The organism is Luteibacter sp. NPDC031894 (assembly GCF_050273135.1).
Classification (GTDB): Bacteria; Pseudomonadota; Gammaproteobacteria; order Xanthomonadales; family Rhodanobacteraceae; genus Luteibacter.
Window position 1 is genome coordinate 26133 of the sequence record NZ_JBNNMV010000007.1, and the last position, 25312, is coordinate 51444.

20 protein-coding genes are annotated in these 25312 nt (G+C 67.1%); 14 read left to right on the forward strand and 6 right to left on the reverse strand.

All coding sequences use genetic code 11. The annotated features are described in order from the left end of the window. Positions 1-7: 7 nt before the first annotated feature. The gene (locus ACQKIE_RS16400) at positions 8-835 is read left to right on the forward strand and encodes an outer membrane protein assembly factor BamD (protein WP_427461062.1); all 828 of its coding nucleotides are present in this window, start codon (positions 8-10) and stop codon (positions 833-835) included. 45 nt (positions 836-880) lie between these two features. Here ACQKIE_RS16400 and ACQKIE_RS16405 read toward each other — a convergent pair whose 3' ends face one another. From ACQKIE_RS16405 to ACQKIE_RS16430, 6 genes are read right to left on the reverse strand one after another with little or no spacing between them, the layout of a single operon-like run. After that, positions 881-2497: an NAD+ synthase gene (locus ACQKIE_RS16405; RefSeq protein WP_427461065.1), complete on the reverse strand. Its 1617-nt coding sequence runs from the start codon at positions 2495-2497 to the stop codon at positions 881-883. 52 nt (positions 2498-2549) lie between these two features. Continuing rightward, a complete protein-coding gene (locus ACQKIE_RS16410) occupies positions 2550-3587 on the reverse strand; it encodes a serine hydrolase domain-containing protein (protein WP_427461067.1) in 1038 nt (345 codons plus the stop codon). Between the two features lie 2 nt (positions 3588-3589). Continuing rightward, positions 3590-4291: a M15 family metallopeptidase gene (locus ACQKIE_RS16415; RefSeq protein WP_427461069.1), complete on the reverse strand. Its 702-nt coding sequence runs from the start codon at positions 4289-4291 to the stop codon at positions 3590-3592. Beyond that, the gene (locus ACQKIE_RS16420; protein ID WP_427461071.1) at positions 4251-6893 is read right to left on the reverse strand and encodes a membrane dipeptidase; all 2643 of its coding nucleotides are present in this window, start codon (positions 6891-6893) and stop codon (positions 4251-4253) included. The genes ACQKIE_RS16415 and ACQKIE_RS16420 overlap by 41 nt, the downstream gene beginning before the upstream one ends. 33 nt (positions 6894-6926) lie before the next feature. Then, on the reverse strand, positions 6927-9923 hold the full coding sequence (locus ACQKIE_RS16425) for a TonB-dependent receptor (protein ID WP_427461072.1): 2997 nt from the start codon (positions 9921-9923) through the stop codon (positions 6927-6929). Between the two features lie 45 nt (positions 9924-9968). Next, on the reverse strand, positions 9969-11537 hold the full coding sequence (locus ACQKIE_RS16430) for a transglutaminase-like domain-containing protein (protein WP_427461074.1): 1569 nt from the start codon (positions 11535-11537) through the stop codon (positions 9969-9971). Positions 11538-11693: 156 nt separating this feature from the next. On the opposite strand from ACQKIE_RS16430, the gene ACQKIE_RS16435 reads away from it, so the two are divergent. The 13 genes from ACQKIE_RS16435 (at position 11694) to ACQKIE_RS16495 (ending at position 25312) form a co-directional block, all read left to right on the forward strand. Further along, positions 11694-12842 (forward strand): DUF819 domain-containing protein, encoded by a 1149-nt coding sequence (locus tag ACQKIE_RS16435; protein WP_427461077.1) that lies wholly within the window; start codon positions 11694-11696, stop codon positions 12840-12842. A 13-nt stretch (positions 12843-12855) separates the two neighbouring features. After that, positions 12856-14250, forward strand: coding sequence for an SH3 domain-containing protein (locus tag ACQKIE_RS16440; protein ID WP_427461079.1), 1395 nt, complete (start codon positions 12856-12858; stop codon positions 14248-14250). A gap of 17 nt (positions 14251-14267) precedes the next feature. Then, on the forward strand, positions 14268-15359 hold the full coding sequence (locus ACQKIE_RS16445; RefSeq protein WP_427461081.1) for a dipeptide epimerase: 1092 nt from the start codon (positions 14268-14270) through the stop codon (positions 15357-15359). 10 nt (positions 15360-15369) lie between these two features. After that, a complete protein-coding gene (locus tag ACQKIE_RS16450; RefSeq protein ID WP_427461083.1) occupies positions 15370-16215 on the forward strand; it encodes a MurR/RpiR family transcriptional regulator in 846 nt (281 codons plus the stop codon). Between the two features lie 14 nt (positions 16216-16229). Beyond that, positions 16230-16991 carry a L,D-transpeptidase family protein gene (locus tag ACQKIE_RS16455; protein WP_427461085.1) on the forward strand — a complete coding sequence of 254 codons (762 nt, stop codon included), beginning with the start codon at positions 16230-16232 and terminating at the stop codon, positions 16989-16991. Next, the gene (locus ACQKIE_RS16460) at positions 16988-18223 is read left to right on the forward strand and encodes a dicarboxylate/amino acid:cation symporter (protein WP_427461087.1); all 1236 of its coding nucleotides are present in this window, start codon (positions 16988-16990) and stop codon (positions 18221-18223) included. The genes ACQKIE_RS16455 and ACQKIE_RS16460 overlap by 4 nt, the downstream gene beginning before the upstream one ends. After that, entirely contained in the window at positions 18220-19344 is a 1125-nt protein-coding gene (locus ACQKIE_RS16465) for an NAD(P)/FAD-dependent oxidoreductase (protein WP_427461089.1), read from the forward strand. The genes ACQKIE_RS16460 and ACQKIE_RS16465 overlap by 4 nt, the downstream gene beginning before the upstream one ends. A gap of 84 nt (positions 19345-19428) precedes the next feature. Then, entirely contained in the window at positions 19429-20184 is a 756-nt protein-coding gene (locus tag ACQKIE_RS16470; protein ID WP_427461091.1) for a hypothetical protein, read from the forward strand. A gap of 90 nt (positions 20185-20274) precedes the next feature. After that, positions 20275-21645, forward strand: coding sequence for a TolC family protein (locus ACQKIE_RS16475; protein WP_427461093.1), 1371 nt, complete (start codon positions 20275-20277; stop codon positions 21643-21645). Then, on the forward strand, positions 21645-22778 hold the full coding sequence (locus ACQKIE_RS16480; protein WP_427461095.1) for an ABC transporter permease: 1134 nt from the start codon (positions 21645-21647) through the stop codon (positions 22776-22778). Before ACQKIE_RS16475 ends, ACQKIE_RS16480 begins: the two co-directional genes overlap by 1 nt. After that, positions 22775-23506: an ABC transporter ATP-binding protein gene (locus ACQKIE_RS16485; RefSeq protein WP_427461098.1), complete on the forward strand. Its 732-nt coding sequence runs from the start codon at positions 22775-22777 to the stop codon at positions 23504-23506. Before ACQKIE_RS16480 ends, ACQKIE_RS16485 begins: the two co-directional genes overlap by 4 nt. Then, on the forward strand, positions 23503-24429 hold the full coding sequence (locus ACQKIE_RS16490) for an efflux RND transporter periplasmic adaptor subunit (RefSeq protein ID WP_427461100.1): 927 nt from the start codon (positions 23503-23505) through the stop codon (positions 24427-24429). The genes ACQKIE_RS16485 and ACQKIE_RS16490 overlap by 4 nt, the downstream gene beginning before the upstream one ends. A gap of 46 nt (positions 24430-24475) precedes the next feature. Further along, positions 24476-25312 (forward strand): alpha/beta hydrolase, encoded by an 837-nt coding sequence (locus tag ACQKIE_RS16495; protein ID WP_427461102.1) that lies wholly within the window; start codon positions 24476-24478, stop codon positions 25310-25312.

Here is a 25312-nt window from a genome sequence, read left to right on the forward strand (position 1 = left end):
TCTCTCAATGCGTGCAACCAAGATCACCATTCTGCTCGTCCTCGCCTTGTCGATGAGCGCCTGCTCGATGTTCCGCAGCAAGAAGGAGACGATCGACACGATGCCGGTCGACCGGCTCTATGCCAATGCCCACGAATCGCTGGAGCATTCCGACTATGCCGCGGCTGAAAAGGCCTACCAGCGCCTCATCGCGCGCTTCCCGTCGGGGGACATCAACGAGCAGTCGCAGATCGAACTGGCTTACGCGCAGTACAAAGACAACAAGCCGGATGATGCCTACTCGACGATCAACCGCTTCATCAAGACGTTTCCGACCCATCCACACGCCGATTATGCCTATTACCTGCGCGGTCTGATCAATTTCGACCGCACGGCCGGCTTCATCGAGCGCTACCTGTCGCGCGGAGACAGTGCCTCGACCCGTCGGGACCAGGGCTTCAACCTCACGGCATTCGACGATTTCAGCCAGCTGACGCGTCGCTATCCCAACAGCGCCTACGCCACCGACGCCCGCCAGCGCATGATCTTCCTGCGCAACCAGCTGGCCCAGTTCGAAATCAACGTCGCCGAGTATTACCTGCGCACGAAGTCGTACATCGCCTCGGCGGATCGCGCCCAGTATGTGGTGGAGCACTACCAGCAGTCGCCGCAGACCGCCGACGCCCTGGCCATCCTCACCCGCAGCTATATCGCGCTCGACCGCCAGCCGCTGGCCGATCAGACCCGCAAGGTGCTGGCCCTGAATTATCCGGACCACCCGTACCTCACGGACGCCAACTGGCCGCACCATCCGTCGATCTGGCGCAAGGCCATCCCGTTCTCGGGACACCACTAAAAGAAAAAGCCGGCGCAAGCCGGCTTTTTCTTACCTGCCGGCCGCCTAGCGCCAGCCGGAGGTGATCGGGTAGCGCCTTTCGCGGCCGAAGGCCTTCGTGGTCACACGGGGTCCGGGCGCGGCCTGGCGGCGCTTGAACTCGTTGATGTAGACCATGCGGATCACGCGGCGCACGGTGGCGTCGTCGTAGCCGGCGGCGATGATGTCTTCCGCCGATGCCTCGCCTTCGATGAACAGGTCGAGGATCGCGTCGAGCACGTCGTAGGGCGGCAGCGAATCCTGGTCGGTCTGTTCATGGCGCAGCTCGGCCGACGGCGGCCGGTCGATCACCGCCGCGGGAATCGCGCCGTCGATCGCCGCGCGCCAACGCGACAGGGCGTACACCACCGTCTTGTAGACATCTTTCAGCGGGGCGTAGGCGCCGCACATGTCGCCATACAAGGTCGCATAGCCCACGGCCATCTCGCTCTTGTTGCCGGTGGACAGCAGCAGCTTGCCGGTCTTGTTCGACATGGCCATCAACAGCACGCCGCGTGTGCGCGACTGCAGGTTTTCCTCTGTGATATCGGGCGCACGGCCGGCGAATACCGGCGAAAGCGCATCCGTGAAGGCGCCATAGATGCCTTCGATCGGCAGCACGTGGTATTCCACGCCGAGCTGCTCTGCCTGGGCCTTTGCTTCGCGCAGGGACAGGCCGGAGGTGTATTCCGTCGGCATCATCACCGCGGTGACCTTGTCCTTGCCCAGGGCGTCGACCGCGATGGCAAGGGTAAGCGCCGAGTCGATACCGCCGGAAAGCCCGAGCAGCACGCCGGTGAAGCCGTTCTTCCCGATGTAGTCGTGCACGCCGCGCACGAGGCCGGCGTACATGATCGCCTCCGGCGAGCGGTTATCCGTCGCCGGCCAGTCGATCGCCGTGAGGCGCTTCGTCGCGGTGTCGTATTCCACGGCGAGAAGCATTTCCTCGAAGGACGGCGCGCGCGCCACGATGGTGCCGTCGGCCTGCACCAGCAGCGAGTGCCCGTCGAACAGCAAGTCGTCCTGTCCGCCGACGAGGTTCACGTACGCGATCGGCACGCCGTTCTCGGTGGCGCGGCGGCGCAGCAGTTCCTCGCGCGTCGCCGCCTGGCGGCGGTCGTAGGGCGAGGCGTTGATCACGAGGATCAGTTCCGCGCCGGCTTCCGCCGCGTGCGCGGCCGGCTCGGCTTCCCAGATGTCTTCGCAGATCAGCATGCCCACGCGAACGCCTTCGATCGTGAAGACCCGGGTGCTCTCGCCGTGCTGGAAATAGCGCTTCTCGTCGAACACCGTGTAATTCGGCAGCGCCTGCTTGTGGTACGTCCACTCGGCCCTGCCCTCGCGGATCAGCGTCGCGGCGTTGAACACCTCGCCACGCGTGTCGGGGTGGCCGACGACGGCGGAAATGCCCTTGATCCGTGGGGCCAACGCGGCGAGCTCCCTCGCGCACCCTTCGAGGAAGCTCGGGCGTTGCAGGAGGTCTTCCGGTGGATAACCCGAAAGGGTGAGTTCCGGAAAGGCGATCAGCGAAGCGCCGAGGCGGTCGCGGGCTTCATCGGCCAGGGCCTGCACGCGCCGGGCATTGTCGGCGGTGGCGCCCACGGGAAAGTCGAACTGGGCCAGGGCGAAGCGAAACGTGGACATGGGGGATCCGTGCAGTCGCGGGGAACCGCCATGATAAGCCATCGCGCGGTTCCTACAGGTACAGGTGCGCGATCGCCAACGCCGTCCTGTAGGGCTCCGGATCATTACGGTTGGTCAGCAGGATCACCGTCAAATGACGGTCCGGGTAACGGACGATCACGTTGCGAAACCCGATCGTCTCGCCCGAGTGCCATACGGAATCGCCGGTAATCCGCCAGCCGTACCCGTATTCGACGGTCGGATCGTCGGTCCGCGTCTTGGGCGTGAAAGCCGCGGCGCGGGATGATTCGCTGAGCAGGCGGTCGTCGTAGAGCGCGGCGTCCCAGCGGGCCATGTCGTCGATGGACGCATAGATCCCGCCGTCGCCGAGCACCGAGCTGGTCATGCTCTGGTCGGTGCGCACCCAATGCCCGTTTTCCTCGCTGTAGCCGAAGGCACGGTGCGGCACCGCCGGCCCTTCCTTCACGTAGGCGAGCGTGTGGATCATACCTAGGGGAAGGAAGATGCGCTCGCGCAGGAAGTCCTGGAACCTCTTGCCCGATGCCTTCTCCACGATCAGGGCGAGCATCGCGTAGCCGCCGTTGCTGTAGCGGTACGACGTGCCCGGCGCGAAGTACAGATGATCGGTGGCCGACATCAGGTCCAGCACGTCCTTGTCGCGCAGCGGCACCCTTGTATCCGCCGGCATCACGTCCTCGTAGTCGACGAGCCCGCCCTGGTGGCTGAGGAGTTGGGCGATCGTGATGGCGTCGGCCGCCGGAGGAAGCGCGGGAAGCCATTGCCTCGCCCGGTCGTCGAGGGAGAGCTTGCCGTCCTGCGCCAGCAGCAGGATCGCCGCGGCGGTGAACTGTTTGCTTACCGAAGCGAGCCGATAGTCGGTCTGCGGCGTCGCCGGCACACGGTTCTCGAGATCCGCAAAGCCGTAGCCGCGCCGCACCAACGGCACGCCGTCGCGCACCACGAGCAGCGAGGCCCCGGGGCCGTCACCTTCGTATCGGGACATCAGGCTGTCGACGGAGGCGTTCGGCGAGTGGGCCGCCGCACATGACGCCAGGAGGACGCAACAGACAAGGAGGACGGCGAATCGCATGCTCACTCCACGGGAACGTCGTAGATGGTGTCGGCGGCCGCGGCGGACGGCAGCGAGTAATGCCACCACTCCTGCGGGTAGTTGACGAAGCCTTCCTTCGCCATCGCATGCACTAGGCGCTGCCGGTTGGCGCGTTGCGCGGGATCGATGCCGGGATCGTCCGTATGCGCGCGCGGATCGAAGAAGTCGAAGTCCGTGCCCATGTCGAGTGCCGCGCACCGGTCGCCATCGCAGCGCATGAGGGTGAGGTCGACGGTGGCACCGCGACTGTGGCCGGACACGGGGGCGATGTACTCACCCAGTAGCTGGTCCTTTTCGAGGTGCGGATAATGCGCCGGCTTTGTCTTGGTGTCGGAGAGATCGCCCGCCCAGCGCACGAAGTTGGCCACCGCCCGCGCCGGGCGGTAGCAATCCCAAAGGCGCAGACGATAGCCGGCCCTGCGCAGGTTGTGCTCCACGCGCGCGAGCGCCTCGGCGGCGGCGGTGCGGAGGAAGCATTTCGGCGCGCGATACCCATCCACGGTGGCGCCGGTGAAATTGTCGCTGCCGGCGTAGTGGATGGTTTCCGCCATGTCGGGCACGAGGGAACGGATGTCCGTCAGCCCCGCCTCCGCCATCGTGCGCGCGGACGAGACGCGCGGTGGTGCGTCGGCGGCGTGGACGCTAAGGGCAAGCGCGCACGCGAGCGAAATCCAGGTCTTCATAGTCGTTGCTGAAATCGGCATCGGGGTCGACCTTGGTGAGACGCAGGCGGTCCGGTGCGGAAAGATCGAGCCACGGCTCGGCATCCATCCGCTCTCCCTTCCACTGTACGAGGTAGCGCGTCCCCACGCGCTGGAGGGCGCCGGTCATTGCGGGTGAGCGCGAGGCGACAAAGCCGACGCCGCCCTTCACCGGGCAGATGCTCACCTCACCGAACCAGGGGTCCCGCCAGACACCGAGGAACGCCTTCGCGTCGTCGGTCGAGGCGGTGACGCGCGAGGACGTATCGGGGGCGCGCGAGGCGCCGGGGGCCGAGGCCTCGGCGGCGATGCGGTCCGCGTATTCGCCGACCGTGTGTGTCTCGCCTGGCACGGTAAGTCGTTTCAGCAAGGCCTCGGCTAGTGTATCGCGCGCATCTTCGCCGCCGCCGTTCATCATGATGACGAAGCCGCTGCGCTGCTCCGGTAGCAGGCTGACCGTGGAGTACATGCCCGAGAGCGTGCCGGTGTGCGACACACTCCATTGGCCATCCACGTCGGCAAGGCGCCAGCCGTATCCGTATCCGTACAGGTGGGTGTCGTTCCATGTCTTGCGACGCTGCCCGACAGGCATCGGGTTCTGGATCGACCACAGCGGCTCGCGCTGTTTCGCGTCCAGCCAGGCCAGCTGGGACGCATCGGGCGCGAGCCAGTTGCCGGCCCAGCGCAGCATGTCGTCGAGGTCGCAGCGAACGCCACCCGCGGCGGCGGACGTGATCGCGGGGATCGTCGCGGGATCGGCACCCACGACGTCATTGCCGTGCTCGCCATGGCGGTGTGGCTGGGCGACGTTGCCCACCCCGTCGCGCGACCAGCTGCCGATCTGGCAACGGGACAGGCCGAGCGGCTCGAACACCTCGCGGCGTAGCAGTGTCTCGTAGGACGCGCCCCCTGCCGCGGCGGCCACCTCGCCCGCGACGACGTAGAGCAGGTTGTCGTACGCGTAACGCGAACGGAAACTGTGTTCCGGCTTCAGGTACGCCAGCCCCGCGAGGATGTCCTTGCGGGTGAAATGGTTCGGCTCGGGCCACAACATCAGGTCGCCCGCGCCTTCGCGCAGTCCACTGTTGTGGATCAGCAGGTCGCGCACCTGGATCTCGCGCGTGACCCACGGGTCGTTCATCCGGAAATCCGGCAGGTACTTCACCACGGGGTCGTCCCAGTGCAGCTTGCCGGCAGCCACGAGGCGGGCGATCAGCGCCGTGGTCATCGCCTTGCTGTTGGAGGCGATCTTGAACAGCGTGCGGCTGTCGACCCTGACCCGCGACCCCGCTGCCCGCACACCCGCCGTACGGGTGTATACGACGTTGCCGTCCTGGATCACGCCCACGGCGATGCCCGGGATGTCATAGCGCGCCACGGCCTCGTCCACCAGTTTGTCGAGCGATGCGGACGAAGCCGCCTCGTCGGCAGACCAGACGCGCAGGAGGTTGCCGCTCCAGATCTTCGCGATGTCGGCATCGGAGAAGCCGCGTCGCTTCAAGCCGGCGGTGACGTTGCGCGTCTCCGACGCGTCCATCCACCCCGTGATTTCGCCGCCGCCATCGAAGTCGGACGCGATACCCACGTGGTCGATGCCGGCGACCTTCACCATGTGCTGGATGTGGTCGAGGAAGTCGTCCAACGTCGCCAGCGGATGCTCCCGCTGGATCGCCCTCATGCCTTCGGTGTATGCCGGCAGGTAATCGTGCTTCTCGCTGTCGTATGCCTTGTCCCCCGCCTCGCGTGCCACACGCGCCTGGAGGGCCTTCTCGGCGGCCTCGCGCGCCGGATCCTTCTTCAGGAACTCCTTGTACGCGACGGCCTGGATGACACCGCCCTTGTCCGCGATGGCTTTCAACAGCTCGTCGGGCAGGTTGCGCGGGTGGTCGGTGATCGCACGCGCGGAGGAATGCGACGCGATGATCGGCGCCGTGGAGAGGGCCAGCACGTCGCGTACGCAGGCGTCCGAGGCATGCGAGATGTCCACCATCATGCCCAGCGCGTTCGCCCGCCTCACCACCTGGCGCCCGAAATCGCTCAGGCCTAGATTGCTGTCGGGCTTGTCGCCCAGGTCCTTGCTCGGCAGCGAACTGCCGCAGAGGTCATTGTTGCCGACATGCGCCAGGCCGACGTAGCTCGCGCCACGCGCGTAGGCGGCGTCCAGCCGCTTCAGGTCGTGGCCCAGCGAATAGCTGTTCTCGATGCCGACCATCGCGGAGAGCCGCCCCGCCGCCTTGTTCGCCCGGACGTCGCCCGGCGTGCGCGCCAGCCGGATCTGGTCCGGGTAACGCTTCAGCATGAGATCGATGGCGTCGTACTTACGCGCGGCCTGCGCGACGGCCTTGGCGTAACCCGCCTGGGTCAGCGGCCCCTGCTCGACATAGATGACGAAGAAGGCGGCGTCCAGTCCACCGCGACGCATCTTCGGCAGGTCCACCTTGAGCGGACCGTCCTTGCCGGCGTCGAACTTCGCGTCGTGCATGTACGACAGGGGGATGTCGACATGGGTGTCGAGGGTCAGCGGATGGTCCTGTGCCTGCGCGGTGGCGCAGAACAACAGGGCCAGGCCGAAAGTTCGTTTCATTCTGCCTCCCGTCGAAAAGCGTTGCCTCAGGCATCAGAAGTCGATCGAGACGGTCAACTGCCCGAAGCGCGGCGGCTGGAAGCGGATCGGCTGGAGGTAGGTGTTGCTGTTGCTGCCGATCGACGTCTGCAGGTCCTGGTCGACGCCCGTCGTGCGCTGCTGGTTCAGCAGGTTGTACACGGCGAACTTCACGCGCAGGTTGTTCTTCTCGTCCAGCGGCAGCAGGTAGGTGATGCTGGCGTTGAGGTTGAAGCTCCACGGCGTGCGTTTCGCGCCGCGCTCGGACTCGACGTACACACGGTTCTCGGAGACCGGATCCGCGCAATTCTCCACGCAGATGAAGTAGCTGTGGTACGAGGTCTTGTCGAACGGATTGCCGACGCCGTACGCGGTGATCGGGCTACCCGACAAGGCTGTGACGTCTGCACCGACCTGCCACTGGTCGCTGATCGCGTACGTGCCGCGCAACTTGAACTGGTGGCGATGGTCGTTCGGGAGGTAGCCGCCTGACAGGTTCACCCAGGGATCGTCGAAGTTCTCGGTGCGGCCGGTGTCGTCGAAGTTGGTGTCCGAGTTCACCGGACCTTCGGCGTTGCCGCGGCTCCACGAGAGCACGTACGACGCATTGAACATCCACTTGTCGTCCCAGGCGCGGTCCACCTGGAATTCCAGGGAGCCGAACGTGCGGCGCGGCTTCTTCCAGCCGCGCTGGCCGAGGTAGTTGCCCGAGGCGTCGTAGAGCGCCCAGCCCTGCTTGGAAGTATCGAGGGTGATGTAGCCGTCCGGCGTGCCGTCGCAGTTGGTATCGCCATACACGGTCACGTTCCGGCCGGGATTGCCCATGACGTAACCGATGTAACCATCGCCACCGCACTGCGGCGTGGCGCTGATCTCCATGTCGTCGATCGCGTCGTGCAGCTTGCGGTACGTGCCGCTCACGCCCCAGGACCACTTGTCCGTGATCATCTGCTGGAAGCCGAGGATGGCCTCGTCCTGGTAGACCGGGTCCATGTTCTTGTCGACTTCGGCACGCAGGTCGCCCACGGTGCCGTTGCCCTGCGACGTGTCGACCGCGCCGATCTGCTGGCCGAGGATCGGCACCGCGTATTGCGATCCGTTGCGATCGAGGAACTGGTATCCCTCGAAGGTGTAGAACGTGCGCTCGTCGAGCAGGCCGCCGGCCTGCTTGATGTTGATCACGTTGGCCACCGGCAGGTAATACCGGCCCAGGTTGCCGAAGATCTTCGTCCGCCCGTCGCCATTGAGGTCCCAGGAGAAGCCCAGGCGCGGAGCGATCATGTTGTCGACCTTGATGTAGCTCTCGCCTTCGGCCGTCTTGTTGTCGAAGGAATCGCTGCGCAGGCCGACGTTCAGCAGGAAGTCGGGCGTGATGTTCCAGTTGTCCTCGACGTAATACGCGTTGTTCGAGGTCTCGAACGTACCGCTGATGTTGTAGCGGCGCTGGCGCACGTACATGTCGTAGCCGGGCGGCATGACGCCGTCGTTCTCGATGGTCGATCCGGGGTCGGCATGCACGATGTTGTAGTAGTACGCGCCCGGGCCCGGGTAATGCCGGTCGTACTGCGAGGTATCTACTTCGTGGTCATAGCCGAAGCGCACGAGGTGGTCGCCGAGGGTCCATTCGAAGTCCGCTCGGCCTTGCTTGCGCGTATCGTTGCGCTTCTCGACCATCGTGCTGGAGCTGCAGCCCAACGGCACGTCCGGGGCGTCGGCATTGTCGTCGATGCGGACGGGATTGCACTCGGCATCGGCCAGCCCGCGGGTGTAGGCCTCGCGCTCGTTGCGGCCGTACATCAGCTTCATCGACAGGTTGTCGACCAGGTAGCTGGTGAAAGTGCCGTTCCAGTTCCTGCCGCCCGTGTCGCTGGTGATGACGTCGCTCTTCTGACCCTTGGTGCGCGTCGCGTAGTCGTACGGGTAGACCGATCCCTCGTTCGTGTCCTTGTCCGAGAAGGCCATGAACTCGAGCAGGTTCTTGTCGTTGATGTGCCAGTCGACCTTGGCGCCCCAGAAGCCGGAGTCGGTGTCGTTCTGGGTGAGCACCGTGCCCTGGTTGTCCGTGTTCTGCGGCGTGTAGCCGCGCGCCTCGTACATCGCGAAGAAGAACAGCTTGTCCTTCACGATCGGGCCCGACGCGTACACGTTCATCTTCGTGCGCGAGTAATGGTCCTCGGACGAAGTGATGTAGCGCTCGCCGTCCCAGTAGCGGTTCTTCGTGGTGGCCTGCCAGTCGCTCGGCTCGAAGGTCATCTCCGCGCCGGCCTTGAACTCGTTGGTGCCCGAGCGGGTGACGGCATTCACCACGCCGCCCGTGGTGCGGCCGAACTCCACCGAGTAGCCGCCGGTCTTCACCTGGAATTCCTGATAGAAGGCGAACGGCGCTTCGGAGAAGCCGTTGCGGTTGTAGAAGTCGGTGACGTTGAGGCCGTTCACGTAGAACGAGTTCTCGGCCACCGACGAACCGCCGAAGGAGATGCCGCCGAAGCCGGCATTGCCCTTGTTCACGCCGGGCGCCAGCAGCGCGACGGACTGCACGTTCTGGTCCACGGGCAGCCGGCGAATTTCTTCGCGGCTGACGTTCGTCGCGATTTCCGTGGAACTGACGTCCACCGCGTTGATCACCACCGGCGCGCTCACCTGGACGCCTTCGAGCTCGGTGGTACCGGTCGCGCCGCGCTCCACGAGGTTCACCGTGGTCGCGTTGCCGAGGCTCACGTTCACTTCGGCGGTGGTCGCGACGGGCTTGCCGTCCTTGCTGCTGTCCACCTGGTAGTGGCCAACGGGGAGGAACGGCAGGCGGAAATTGCCGGCGTCATCAGCCGTCACCGTGCGCGTCAGCCCGGTGGCCGGGTCGCGCGCGGTCACCGTCGCGCCCGCCTTGGTCCGGCCGACGATCGAGCCATCGGTATTCGCACCCCAGGCGACGCCGGACATGGCGAGGCCCAGGCCGATCGCCATGCACAAGGCGCCGTGGCGCAATGCGCGCCGGTTCGTCTTGATATCCCCCATCTCCCCACTCCCATAAGATGATGTTTCGGGTTGTCTGATGCCCCGTCAGTGCTTCGTGCCGCCGGCCTCTTCCGGCGAGTCGACACGATGCCAACGGAAGTCGTAATCCCACTGGTCGAAGTACAGGTTGCCGCCCTTCCATTCGACTTCGCCGCGTTGCGAGTCGACCGTCTCCGAGCGGAAGAAGGTCTTCGCTGGCACGAACGGCCGCGAGTAGTCGTCGTTGAAGGCGATGCGGTAGGCGTCCAGGCCGCCGAGGTAGAACCACTCGAGCGTGTCGTCGCCCGGCTTTGCGTTCGCCCCGGCCGCCAGGCGGCCGAAGGTCACGTCCATCGGTACCCATCCGTACGGGGCAAGGTAGACCTGGCCCCAGTCGTGGATGTTGTTGTACTTGCCATCGGAGAAGATCCAGCCAGACTGCCAGCGGGCCGGAATGCCGTTGAGCCGCAGCAGCGTGATCAGAAGCAGGGTCTGCTCGCCGCAATCGCCGTGGCCCGCGTGCAGCGTGTAATCGCCGATATTCGCGATGGTGGAGTATTCGCGCGCACCCGCCCACGGGATCGTGTCCACGGCGGCGAACAGTTTCTGCGCGATACGGTACGGGTTGGTTTCGTTGCCCACCGCGCGTTTCGAATAGGCGCGCATCGCATCGGTGAACACGACATGCGGCGCACGCTCGGCCACGAAAGGCGCCAGCTCGGGCGTGATCGGCGCGCGCGTCACCTTCGCCGGGTCGATGTCCACGTAGCGGGCGTAGAGCGTCAACTCGTAGGTGATCGAAAATTCGGTCGCCTTCCCCGCCACGGCCTTCTTCTCGAGATAGGCGGTGCGTTGAAGCGTTGCCTCCGGTGCCAGCTTCGCGCCGGCGGGCTCGCTGGCAACGAGGCGGATGTCTTCCTGCTGCCCCTTGATCGCCCGTGGATACGGAATCCACGCACGCACGGTTTCGCCGGCGGGAACGGCGTCGGCCTTCACGGTGAGCACCTGCGTCACGCTTTCGCGCCGCGGAAGGACGCTGCTGCCGTGGCTGGCCAGCGCGGCATCGCGCACGGCGCGATGGTGATCGTTGAGCACTTCGTTCGGGCCATCGGCAAACGGCGTCTGCACCTTGCGGCGTGCCCGCGCCTCGGCGCTGATGCGGAAGAGGTTGCCGGGTGAACGGTTGAAATAGAGCGTACGGCCGTCGATCACCTGCTTTTCGAGCAGGCCCGCCGCATCCCACTGCGCGAACTCCGCATCGGTGAGGTCGGGAATCTGCTTGCGCAGGCGCGCCTTCACCGATTCGGCATCGAGCGTGAAGTCGATGAGGATGCGGCGCATGCGTTCGCGCTGGAATGCGAGGGTATTGCGTTGCGCGGCGGTCAGGCCGGGTTGTGCGAGCGCTTTCGCGATGGCGGCTTCGGCGTCCTTGAAGTGGCCCGCGTCTATCTGCTTCGACGGGGCATCGCCGACAGGGTCGGCTTCCACCAGGCCACCGGTACCTCGCGCCGTCATTGCCGTCGACGCCGAGCCGGCCTGCGTGGCAGCGGCATGGACGATGGCGACCGGTAGCGATGCCAACAGGCACGCCGCCAGCGCGGAGCGAATCGTCGCGTTTCGTGTAGCCGCTTTCACCGTTCGGTATCCCCGATGCAACCGTGGTGGGTGGACGTGCTGTGATGGGTGTGTAACATGCTTGCAAAGCGCGGTCAATAATTTATGCTTCGGGCTACTTCGTTAGGAATAGATATTCCTGACGACCGTCGTGACACCACCCGGGGAGAGGGACGCGTGATCCAGTCGGTTTGGCCTTATCTGGCCGTGATGCTGCTTGCGGCGGGGTTCTGGCCGGCGATCGAAAGGCGCTTTGCCTGGAAGGCCTTCGACATCCTTCCTCCCATCGTCCTCACGTACCTCACGGTCACGGCGCTCTCCGTCGCAGGGTTCTGGTCCGCGACACCCGAGATCCATCTCGCCCAGACGACGCTCGTGGCGCGGATGGTCCCGGCGCTGCTCTTCCTGCTGATGATCAATTGCGACCTGCGGGCCATCCTCGCCCTGGGTCCGCGCGTGCTCGGCGTCTTCGTCTGCACCTCCATCAGCCTGTTCACCGCGTTCATCGTCACTTTCCTGCTGTACCGGCACTGGATGCCGGGCACCGGCTGGATGCCGCTCGCCTCGCTGTCCGGCAGCTGGATGGGCGGCACGGCGAACATGATCGCCGTGAAGCAGGCGATCGGCATGTCCGACACGTCGCTGGCGACCACCCTGCTCACCGACGCCCTCTGCTACTCGATGTGGGTGGTGGTGCTGTTCGCCGTGGCGCGCCTGGCGCCGGCCTTCAATCGCTGGACGCGCGCGGCGTCCAGCGCCGACATGAACGTCGCCGAGTCGGCAGCACGGATCCCCGCCACCGGCGACAGCGTGCTGCTCTGGCTCGGACTTGCCGTGCTCGTCTCGACCCTCTCTGCGGTGCTCGGCGCACGGATGCCGGTCGGCAGCATGGTTTCACCGACGACCTGGACCATCCTCATCGCGACCATCGCGGGCCTCGTTGCTGCCCACACTCGGCTGGCACGGCTCCCGGGCGCGCAGGCGGTGTCGAGCGCCCTGTTGATCTGCGTGGTCGCGGTACTCGCCTCGCAGAGCAGCTTCGCCGGCATTGCCGCGGCGCCGCTCTACCTGCTCGCCGGGGTCACCGTCATCGCGATCCATGCCGTGCTCCTGTGCATCGCGGCGAGGATCTTCCACTTCGACCTGTACCTCTGCGGCATTTCCTCGCTCGCCCATATCGGTGGCGTGGCGGCGACGCCGGTGCTGGCCGCCACGTATTCACGCTCGCTGGTACCGGTCGGCATCCTGCTCGCGCTGCTCGGATATATCCTCGGGACTGGATTCGGTCTCGTCGTCGCCGCGGTGCTTTCGGCGCTGGCCTCCTGACAAGGAACTCGCTATGAACCTGCTTCGCCCCACCCTGCTCGCGGCCCTTCTCGCGCTTGCGACGGGCGGCACGCCTGCCCTGGCCGCCGACATGGCGGTACCGCCATCCGGGATACTCGGTGTATCCGACGCGCAGCTCACGCCCGAGTTCTGGGTGGGTCGGCTCACCGACGCCGACAAGCCGGTGCTGGATCGGGACGCCATCGCGGCTATCAATGAGCGCGTCGCCCGGCTCGACCCGTCCATGCACGACATCCGCCACCTGCCGTCCGCGCTGCCGCGCGACCAGGTGAAGGGCTGGATCGAGAAGCTGACCAGCAAGCCCACGAAACAGCTCTTCGATGTGCACGGCAAGCCGGTGGCGAGCGCGGCGATCGACGGCGTGATGGCAAACGCGGCGATCGGCGCCATTCCGGCCCAGGTGACGCCCCGGTACGGCATGGCCGTCCGGCGCAGCGCGCTGCGCGGCTACCCCACCGACCTGCGCGTATTCAGCCACGCCGACGACACCGACATCGACCGTTTCCAGGAGAGCACGCTGTTCCCGGGCGATCCGCTGGTCACGGTGCATACCAGCAAGGACGGCAAGTGGGTGTTCGTGGTGAGTCCGCGCTACGCGGCGTGGTTACACGCCGACGACGTCGCTTACGGCGACGCGGCCAAGGTGTTCGCCCATGCCGATGCCGCGCCCTACCGCGTCATCACGGGTGCCAAGCCACTCACGGTTTACACACCCGAGGCGCCCGCCGTCTCCGAATTGCAGCTCGACATGGGCACGCGCGTGCCGCTGGACACGTCCCTGCCGCCGGACCAACCGGTGAACGGGCAGAGCCCGTATGCGTCGTGGGTGCTGAGCCTGCCGGTACGCGACGCGAAGGGCACACTCGCCTTCCAGCCCGCCCTGCTCCAGCGCAACCAGGATTCCTCCGCGGACTACCTGCCGCTCACCCGCGCGAACATCGTGCGCCAGGCCTTCAAGTTCCTGGGCGAACGCTACGGTTGGGGGCACGCGTACAACGGCCGCGACTGCAGCGGCTTCGTCTCCGACGTCTATCGCAGCATGGGCGTGCAGATGCCGCGCAACACGCGCGACCAGAGCATCAGCCCCGGCCTCACCCATACCGTGTACAGCGACAAGGACACCCACGAGGCGCGCGAGAAGGCCGCGCTGGCGCTGGAGGTAGGCGACCTCGTTTACATCCCGGGCCACGTGATGATGGTCATCGGCAAGATCGACGGCCAGCCCTATGTCATCCATGACGTCGGAGGCATGAGCTACCGGCAAGCCGACGGCAGCCTGCGCCGGATCAAGCTCAACGAAGTGTCGGTCACGCCGCTCCTGCCGATGATGTCCAGTCGCGACAAGACGTTCGTCGACATCATGACCAGCATCGTCCGCATCCGCTAATTCGCCCAAGAGGCTCCATGAAAATCACCGACATCCGCTTCGGCATGCTCCGTGTGCCGCTGAAGACCCCGTTCAAGACGGCACTGCGTACCGTCGACAAGGTCGAAGACATCGTGGTGATGGTGCACACCGACGATGGCCGCGTGGGCTATGGCGAGGCACCGGCCACCGCGGTCATCACGGGCGACACGCACGGCTCCATCGTCGACGCCATCCGCCACTACATCGCACCGCGCCTCATCGGCCAGGACATCGCCGACCTCAACCGGATCACGAAGCTGATCCAGGGCACGATGGAGAAGAACACCAGCGCGAAGGCGGCGGTGGAGATCGCCGTCTACGACCTATGGGGCCAGCTCTACAACGCGCCCCTGTACAAGCTGCTCGGCGGCGGCGATCCGGTCATCACCACCGACATCACGATCAGCGTCGACTATATCGACAAGATGGTGGCCGACTCGGTCGCGGCGGTGGAAAGGGGCTTCGAGTCCCTCAAGATCAAGGTGGGCAAGGACATCGGCGTTGACATCGAGCGCGTCCGTGCCATCTACGCCGCCGTGGAAGACCGCGCCCTGCTGCGGCTGGACGCGAACCAGGGCTGGACGGCCAAGGAAGCCGTGTACGCGCTGCACGCGCTGGAAGACGCGGGCGTGCGCCTCGAGCTGGTGGAACAGCCGGTGAAGGCCCGCGACCTCGAAGGCATGCGCTACGTCACCGAGCGCGTGCACACGCCGATCATGGCCGACGAGAGCGTCTTCGGGCCGGCGGAGGTGATGGACCTCATCCGCATGCGTGCCGCCGACATCATCAACATCAAGCTGATGAAGACGGGCGGCATCTCCAACGCCATCCGCATCGCCGACATCGCCGGGCTCTACGGCATCGAGTGCATGATCGGCTGCATGCTGGAATCCAGCATCAGCGTGGCAGCCGCGGTGCACGTGGCGGTGGCCAAGTCCGACGTCATCACGAAGGTAGACCTCGACGGACCGTCGCTCAGTGCGTACGACCCGGTCGACGGCGGCGTGAACTTCAACGAATCGGAGATCTCCATCAGCGACGCCCCCGGACTCGGCATCCGCGAGATCCGCGGCCTCGAACCCCTCTGAAGGAACAGCCATGTCGCCCCTGGTGAAGATCCGTTCCGAGCGCGACCGCATGTCGGCGGTGGAACGGCGCATCGCCGACTTCATCCTCGAGAACGCCCACCTGCTGCGCGACTACTCGTCGCAGCAGCTCGCGAATGCGCTGGGCATCAGCCAGTCCAGCGTGGTGAAGTTCACCCAGAAACTCGGCTTTCGCGGCTATCCGGACCTCAAGTACTCCGTGGGCGAGGCGATCGTCCGCACCGAGGACACGGACGGCGATACCGCGCCGCCCAACGAGGCGGAGGGCGGCGACACGCTGGGCGCGGCGCTCTGGCAGCGCAAGGCGCGGGCCGAGGAAGCGACCCGTCTCCTCAACGAGCCCGGGACGATGGACGAACTCGTCGCCGCGCTCGACGCGGCCGGCAAGGTGTTCCTCATCGGCGTGGGCGAGGACGAACTGCATGCGCGGGGCTTCGCCATGCGGCTGTCGCTGCTGGGCATCGTCGCGATACGCCACGTGGACGTGGGACGGATGGCCGCGCAGGTGGCGATGTCCGCGCCGGGCGACATCCTTGTCGTGTTCTCGGAGCACGGGAAGCATCCCGCCCTGGTGAAGCTTGCCCGCTATTTCCGTGAGCATCGGGGCCGGGTGGTCACCGTGACGCGGCATACGTCGAACCCGTTGCGCGCGCTCTCCGATCTCTCGCTCGCGGTCGCGGCCCATGACGATGCATCCTACGTGCAGTCCCTGATCTACCAGTCCAGCGTGCAACAGTTGCTCGACACCGTGTTCGTGCACCTCTGCGAGGGCGACGAGGCGCGTCACGCCCGCCTCGTGGAAAACCTCGACCGCATTCATCAGATGCTCGAACCCTGACCGGAGCGCCATCCATGCCGTCGCCCAGCCTCCTCGCCCGTCTCTTCGGCCTCGCCGCCGTCATGGCGATCGTTCCCGCCGGTGCCTTCGAGACACCCGCCGCCTGGTCGGTCTCGCGGCAGATGATCGTCGTGACCACGGACGGCTGGGACGTCGACCACGGTACCCTGCGCGCCTACGTGCGCGACGGCGCGCACTGGAAGCAGGAAGGGCCGGCCGCGGACGTGACCGTCGGCAAGCACGGCAGTGCCTGGGGCGTCGGCCTCAATCCGCCGGAGCACGATGGACCGGTGAAGAAGGAAGGCGATGGCCGCAGCCCCGCCGGTGTCTTTCGTGTCGGCCCCGCCTTTGGTTATGCGGACAGCAATCCCACCGCCCTTCCCTACCGTGGCCTCACCGCGTCCGACTACTGCGTGGACGTGGACGGATCGCCGTACTACAACCGTATCGTCGATGCGGACACGGTCGGCGAGAAGGCTGTCGCGGGTGCCACCGAGCCGATGCGCCGCGACCTGCATTTCAACGGCGACCATGCGTATCGCATCGGCTTCGTCATCGAGCACAACCCGGACGGCCGCAAGGGCGCGGGGAGTTGCATCTTCGCCCACCTTTGGAAAACACCCACGACGTCGACCGCCGGCTGCACCGCCATGACCGACACCACGATGGAGCGCTTGCTCGGCTGGCTCGACCCCAGCAAGAAGCCGGTCTTCGTGCTGCTGCCCAAGAACGAGTACGCGCGCCTGCGCGAAGCCTGGAACCTGCCGGCCCCATGACCGCCACCCAACGCATCCTCCTCGGCCTGGCGCTCGGCGCGGCGGCTGGCATCGCCCTCGCCCACTGGACACCGGACGCCGCCGTTCGCGTGGCCGATGCAGTGCAGCCACTGGGCAAGCTCTGGCTCAGCGCCCTGCAGATGACGGTCGTGCCCCTGGTGCTGTCCCTCGTCGTCGTCGGCGCCAACACCGCCACGGATGCCGCCGCGTCAGGGCGCATCGCTCGCCGCGCCATCGTGGTGTTTCTCGTCCTGCTCGCCCTGGGCGCCGCCGTCGCGGCCATCGCCGCGCCGGAGCTGTTCCTGCTCTTCCCGCGCAGCGATTCCCTGCGGAACGCACTAGGCGCCGCCACCGGCAACCTCCCGGCCACCTCGCCCATCGGCTGGTCCGACTGGCTCGCCGGCATCGTGCCGACGAACGCGGTCATGGCCGCGGCGCAGAGTGCGATGCTACCGCTGGTGGTGTTCGCGATGTTCCTCGGCTTCGCGTTGACCCGCATCGGAGCGGAACGGCGGGCGCTGGCCGTGGAATTCTTCCGCGCGATCGCCGACGCGATGATCGTGGTCGTGCGCTGGGTGCTGCTGCTCGCGCCCTTCGGCGTCTTCGCCCTCATCCTCTCCGTCTGCGCACGCGCCGGGCTGCACATGCTCGGCGCCCTCGGCGTCTACGTGCTGGTGGAATGCATCGTGTACCTGATGGTCACCGCCCTGATGCTCGTCGTGGCGCGCGTATGGGGCCGCGAGCCTTTCGTCCGCTTCGCCTCGGCCATCGCGCCGGCGCAGGTGGTCGCCGCCAGCACGCAGTCGTCGCTCGCGTCGTTGCCCGCGATGATCGAGAGCGCGGACCGCCGGCTCGGCTATCCCACCGCTATCACCTCGCTGGTGCTGCCGATGGCAGTGTCCCTTTTTCGCCTGACCAGCCCGGTGCAATACATCGTGTCGGCCAGCTTCATTGCCTGGGCATTCGGCATCGACCTCGGCGCCGCACAGCTTGCCGCCGGCGCCGCGCTGGCAGTAGTGATCAGTCTCGGCTCGGTGGGCCTGCCGGGCCAGGTGACCTTCATCGCCACCAATGTGCCGGTCGCGCAGGCGATGGGTTTGCCCATCGGTCCGCTGGGGTTGATGCTGGCGGTGGACACGCTGCCCGACACCCTCGCCACGCTCGGCAACGTCACCGCCGACCTCGCGGCAACCAGCGTCGTCGCGGCGCAATCCTCCAAGGACAAGGCATGAGCACGAAGCACGCGGATGTGATCGTCGTCGGCGCGGGCATTGCCGGTGCGTCGGTGGCGTGGTTCCTCGCACCGCATGCACGCGTCGTCGTGCTCGAGCGTGAATCGTTTGCCGGGTTCCATACGACCGGGCGCTCCGCGGCGCATTTCAGCGAGAGCTATGGCTCGCCGCAGGTCCGCGCGTTGAGCCGTGCCACGCGCCCGTTCCTCGAACGTCCCCCGTCCGGTTTCGCGGGACATCCGATCCTGCACCCGCGCAGCGCGCTCGTGATCGGCAGCGCCGATCAGGCCGATCGTGTGCGCGAGGAGTTCGAGGCCGTGCGGCACTTCACCCCGGCGCTCACGCTGCTGAGCGGTTCCGCGGTGATGGACCTGGTTCCCGTGCTGCGTCCGGAGGCGGCGCGCATCGCGTTCTTCGAACCGGACTCCGCCGATATCGACGTCAACGAACTGCACCAGGGCTTCCTTCGCGGCGCGAAGGCCAACGGCGTCGCACTGCACGTGGACACCGAGGTGCGATCGATCCGGCGCGAGGCCGGCGAGTGGGTCGTCAACGAGACGTGGCAGGCACCCATCGTCGTGAACGCCGCGGGGGCGTGGGCCGATGTCCTGGCCGCCATGGCAGGCGTGGCTCCGATTGGCCTGGAACCGCGGCGTCGCTCCGCTTTCACCTTCGCGGCACCGGAAGGCATCGATAGCGCGGCATGGCCGTTCGTCGTGGACATCGACGAGACGTTTTATTTCAAGCCCGACGCCGGCCTGCTCCTCGGTTCGGCCGCGAATGCCGATCCCACGCATCCGCACGACGTGCAACCGGAAGAGTTCGACATCGCACTCGGCATCCATCGCATCGAGGAAGCCACCACGATGACGATCCGCCGGCCCGCGCGCACGTGGGCGGGGCTGCGTAGCTTCGTCCCCGATGGCGACCTGGTCGGCGGTTTCGCACCCGGCGCACAAGGCTTCTTCTGGCTCGCTGCGCAAGGCGGCTACGGCATCCAGACCAGTGCGGCCATGGCGGAAGCATGTGCCTCGATGATCCTTGGCCGGCCGATGCCGTGGCACTTGCTGGACCAGGGCATCACAGCCGATCTCCTGGGCCCCGCGCGACTGCTGCCCTAGTCGCGCAAGTTATTGCGCAGCGCCTAGGGGCGATCTAAGCCGAGCGCCTTAGTGTGGCGGAAACCATCCGCGAGGCGAAGGCCGGTGCAGGCAAAGGAAATCGTAAGCAAGGTACCCGAGGTCACCCTGGCTTTCTGGATCGTCAAGATCCTCGCCACGACGCTCGGCGAAACCGGCGGCGACGCGGTGTCGATGTCGATGCAACTCGGCTACTTGCTCAGCACCGGCATCTTCGCGCTGGTATTCGCCGTCGCCGTGACGATGCAGATTCGTGCTGCCCGCTTCCGGCCGCTCCTCTACTGGACCACCATCATCGCGACCACCACGGTCGGAACCACGCTGGCGGACTTCGCCGACCGTTCGATCGGCATCGGATACGCCGGCGGCTCGAGCATCCTGCTGGTGCTGCTGCTTGCGTCGTTGTTCACCTGGTATCGCGTCCTCGGCACGGTCGCCGTGGATTCCGTCCGTTCGCCAGACAGCGAGGTCTTCTACTGGATCACGATCATGTTTTCGCAGACGCTGGGCACGGCGCTCGGCGACTGGACGGCGGACAGCATGGGCCTCGGCTATCTCGGCGGCGCGGCGGTCTTCGCTGGGTTGCTGGCCCTCATCGCCATTGCGTACCTCTGGACACGCATGTCCCGCACGCTGCTGTTCTGGGCGGCCTTCGTGCTGACCCGTCCCCTCGGTGCGGTGGTGGGCGACTTGCTCGACAAGCCGCTCGACCACGGCGGCCTCGCCTTCAGTCGTTACACGGCCTCGGCCGTGCTCGTGGTCCTCATCCTGGCGTGCATCCTGATTTTTCCGCAGGGGCCGGCGCGCCGACGCGGTGCGTGATTGGCGATCCTTCCTCGATCGGAACCGTGGCGAAAGGTACTTTCCCGATAATGCCGCCGGTCCAGACATAGCGAGCGGTTCGGGGCGGCCATGCGTAACCTGATTGCCGTTCCCTTGTTGACCGCGCTCGCGGCGTTCGCCGGCTGTGCCAGCACACCCATGCCCGACCTTCTCGCGCCGACGCCGGATCATTGGCGTCACGACGTCGCCGATGCCGGCACGCCCACCGACCTGCATGGATGGTGGCATGTGTTCGACGATCCCGCACTCGACGCGCTGGTGGACGAGGCGCTGGCCCATAGCCTGCTGCCTCGCGAAGCCATGGCGCGCCTCCGCGCCGCCCGTGCGCTGCACGGCGAGGCCGATGCACGATTCCTGCCCCAGTTAAGCGCCCGGACGGAAGATATCCCCGACCCCGATGCGAATGCCTCGTTCTTCGTCGCGGGTTTCGATGCGCAGTGGGAACTCGATCTGTTCGGCCGACGCGGTGCCGCGCAGCGCGTGGCGCGCGGCGAGTTGGATGCTGCCGCGTCCGACGTGCGCGCGGCGAACGTGTCGCTGGTCGCGGAAGTGACGCGAGACTGGCTCGCATTGCGCGCGGCGCAACAGCAGACGCAGTGGCTGGAGCGGATTCGCGACGCGCGGGCGCGCGAACTCGGCATGCTTCGAACGCGCGAGCGCCTGCGCCTCGTGGACGAAGCGGACGTGCGGCGCGCGGAGGCCGCGCTCGCGCAAGCGGAAGCGGCGCCGGTCGAATCGCACGATGCCATCGACGAAAACGCGGAGCGCCTGGCCACCCTGCTAGGCCGGGCAGAGCCCGACCCGGCATGGTTCCAGGCAGCGCCAATGCCGTCGCTCGGTGCCTGGCGCCTTGATACGGCACCCGCCGACCTGCTTCGTTCCCGCCCGGAGATCCTGCGTGCGCAGGCCGACGTGTTGCGTGCCGCCGGCGAAGCGGGGCTGGCGAAGGCCGAGCGTTACCCGAACGTGGCGCTCGGGGGTTCGCTCGCATGGTCCACCAGCCTGCAACAGGGTCCGCGCACGGACGGCCATACGCTCGCTTCGGTCGGACCCATCATCGACATTCCCCTGTTTGACTGGGGCATGCGCGCGGCCCGGGCGGATGCCAAGGAACACGAGCTGGAGGCAAGCGCGCTGGCGTACCGGCAGGCGGTGCTGCAGGGGGTCGCCGAGGTCGAAACCTCCCTTGGCCGGCTCAGCCGACAGGCGGAGTACGAACACCGGTGCGCCGACGCGGCGGCGGCCATGGACGAAGCAAGCCGCATCGTCGCGCGCCGCGCCGAATACCGGCTCGCCGATCCCATGCAGGCGTCGGAAAGCGACATCGCCTATGACCAGGTCGCCGTGGCGCTCGTGCAGGCGAAGGAAAGCCACGCACTGGCCTTCGTGGCGCTCTTCAAAGCCCTCGGTGGCGCACCGCTGCCCGTGGAACCGGGCTGATGGTCGCCCTCGCGCGCAAGACGCTGCTGCACGAATGGCGGCGCTTCCTTTCCGCCGTGGTGGCGGTCGGCTTTGCCGGCCTGCTGCAACTGCTCCAGGCGGCGCTGGTCCTCGGCATCTTCGGCAGTGCCGGCGTCGACGTCACCGGCTCCGCGGCTGACGTGTGGATCGGCTATCCGGGCACGCGTAGCGTCGATCTTGGCCGGGCCATCGATCCGAACATCGAAAGCCGGCTGCTGATGGACCCGGCCATCGCTCGTGTCGAGCCCTTCATCCGGCTCGACGGCGACTGGCATGGCCCAGCCGACAGCGGCAGTGAATCGGTGTACGTCTCCGGCATTGACCCGAGGCCCGAAGGTTTGATGTTCGCGCATGCCTTGTCGCCCGACCTGCGCGCACGGCTCGACGAGCCGGACGCGGTCGTCGTGGATCGCGCGGATATCGACAAGCTCGGCGTCGCTGTCGGCGGGACCGCCGCCATCAATGGCCACACCGTGCGGGTGGTCGGCATCGGCAGCGGCTTGCGCGCACTCGGCGGCGTCAATGTGGTGACTTCGCTCGCCACCGCCCGGCGCCTCGACAGCGACGCCACCGACGCGGGATGGCCCACCTACCTCGTCGCCCGCCTGCGCGAGCCGGCGATGGCCGACGCGGTGGCGCGTCGCCTGAAGGACAACGGAGGCTTCGGACCCTATGAGGCGTGGACGGCCACGGCCTTCGCCCGCCGCTCGGCGCTCTATTGGATGCTCGATACCGGCGCGGGTGCCGGTGTGCTGTTCCTCGCCGGCGCGGTCTTCCTGGCGGGCGCGGCGATCACCGGGCAGACGCTGGCAGGTGCAGTGGCCGGCTCGGCACGTGAGTATGCGACGCTCAACGCGCTCGGCGTTAGCGTCGGCGCACTCCGCCGTGTGGTGCTCGAGCAGGCCTTCTGGGTCGGCGCCGCGGGGCTGCTCGGAGCGGGAGTGCTCGGTACGGCGCTCCTCGCGCTCGCCCGGACGCAAGATGTACCGGTGGCGCTGAGTCTTCCGGTCGTCCTCGCCTGCGCGGCACTCGTGATGGGCCTGGCGGCTTTGTCCGGCCTCGCCGCGCTCCGCGGCCTGAGCCAGGCCGACCCGGCGAGCCTCCTTCGATGAAGACCGGCCACGTCACCGTGCGCGCGGAAGGCGTGAGCAAGTCCTTCGTCTCGGGCAAGGTACCCACGCGCGTCCTGCACGACCTCTCGCTATCGATCCGTGCGGGCGAACTGACGCTGATCGCCGGTCCCTCAGGCTGCGGCAAGAGCACCTTGCTCGCCATCCTCAGCGGCTTGCAGAAACCTGACGACGGACGCGTGCTCGCGCTGGACAGCGCCCTGCACTCGCTGGATGGCGGCGCACTGGAACGCTTCCGCCTGCTGCACACCGGCTTCGTGTTCCAGGGTTTCAACCTTTTTCCCGCGCTGACCGCGCGCGAGCAGGTGGCGCTGCCCCTGCGCTATCTCGGCATGACCGCGCGCGTGGCGGACGAGCACGCCGCCCACGCGCTCGAAGAAGTGGGCCTGGCACAACGCATGACACTCAAACCAGCCGAGCTGTCCGGCGGCGAGAAGCAGCGCGTGGCGATCGCCCGTGCACTGGCGAAGCAACCGCAACTGCTGTTTGCCGACGAGCCCACCAGCGCGCTCGACGCGGCCAGCGGCCAGACGATCATCGACATCCTGCATCGCATCGCGCGCACCCATGGCACCACCGTCCTGTGCGTCAGCCACGATCCGCGCCTGATCGGTCACGCCGATCGGATACTTGCCATGGAGGATGGCCACATCCTGAGCGACCGCCGAATGGCCACGTCGACCGCATCCCGCGAAGAGTCCTCCCCATGATTTCCTTTCCGTTGCGGTACACGGCCGTCGCCATGCTCATGGCCCTCCTCCTGCTCGGCGCGTGCACTCGCCAGGACGACGTCGCGGCCACCGCGCCGCAACCCTCCTATGCGGCGGTGGCGCGCGGGCGTATCGATGTGGAAGGTGGCCTGCTCCGTCTGGCCATGCCGCGCGAGGGCATCCTTGGCGAGGTGGACGTGCGCGAGGGTGAGCACGTACGGCGTGGCCAACCGCTCGCATCCCTCGATCCCCAACCCGCGCACCTCGCCATCGCCGCGGCGCAAGCCGGCCTCGACCAGGCGCAGGCGCAACTCTCCCTGCTCGACATCAGGCTGGCCGCCGCGACGTCCCATGCGCGACGCCTCGCCGAGGCCGACCGCGCCGGTGCCGGCGACGGTCCGGGCACCGACGAAGCGCGCGAGACGGCCGCGGAATTGGCCGCGCAGCGCGGTGCCGCTCGGGCGAGCGTGGCGGCGTCCGCGCAGACGCTCGCCAGCGCACGGCTGGCACTGGCGCAACTGACCCTGCGCGCGCCCGCGGACGCCGACGTGCTGCGCGTGGCCGCGCAGCCTGGCGCCAACGTGTCCCCGCAGTCGGGCCCCTTGTTCGTGCTGCTGCCGAATGCGCCCCGGATAGTGCGGGCCGACCTGAGCGAGGCGTACCTTGACGCCGTGCGGCCCGGCATGCCGGCGCTGGTCACCGCCGACGCATCGCCCGACGCCACGCCGTTGCGAGCCCACGTGGTACGTGTCGGTGCGGTGGTCGGACCATCCTCCCTGGAAGACGATCCCCAACTCCGTGCCAACAGTCGCAGCGCCGAGTGCGTGCTCGCCCTCGAGGGCTCGCAGGCGCCGCGCGTGGGCCAGCGCGTCATCGTCCGCTTTGGCGTGGACGCGTCGCGCGTCCCGGCGAAAGGGCGTTGAAACGGGCTCGTGCAAGCCTTGCGCATGACCCATCCTGGACAGCCACGTGATCCGCCAGACCGATTTCTTCCTTGAAGGCGACCGTCGCGGCGTCCTGCTGATCCACGGCCTGACCGGGACGCCGACGGAAATGCGCATGCTGGGCAAGGGCTTGAACCGCGCCGGCTTCACCGTGCACGGCATGCAGCTGGCGGGCCATTGCGGGGACGCGGAGGACCTGCTCGCCACCGATTGGCGGGACTGGTACGCGAGCGTGGAACGCGCCGCCGACGCGCTGCGGGCGAAGGTCGACCACCTGTTCGTGGGGGGCCTGTCGATGGGAGCGCTGCTCGCGCTGAAACTCGCCGCGGAGCGGCCGGACGACATCGCCGGTGTCGGTGTATACGGCGCCACGTTTCGCTACGACGGCTGGAGCATTCCGTGGAAGGCGCGCTTGTCCTTCGTGCTTCCGCTGATCAAGCGCCTCGGTATCGCACGCGAACGAATGTTCATCGAGCAGCCTCCGTATGGACTGCGCGACGAGCGGCTCCGCGCGCAGGTCAGCGCGGCCATGAACAGCGGGGACAGCACGCTCGCGGGGCTTCCTGGCAATCCATGGCATTCGCTGGCTGACCTTCGCCGGTTGTCGAAAGAGGTGCGCCGGCAACTCGGCGATGTCGTCGCCCCCTGCCTGGTGGCGCATGCGAGCGAAGACGACGTCGCGAGCGTGAGGAACGCCAGGCTGGTCATCCGACGGGTCAGTGCGCCGGCACAGCTGCTCCTGCTCGACGATAGCTACCACATGATCACGATCGACAGGCAGCGGCGCACGTTGATCGACCATTCCGTCCGCTTTTTCAACACCATCGCGCCGGCGCGACGCGCCACCGCCTTGGCGGGATGA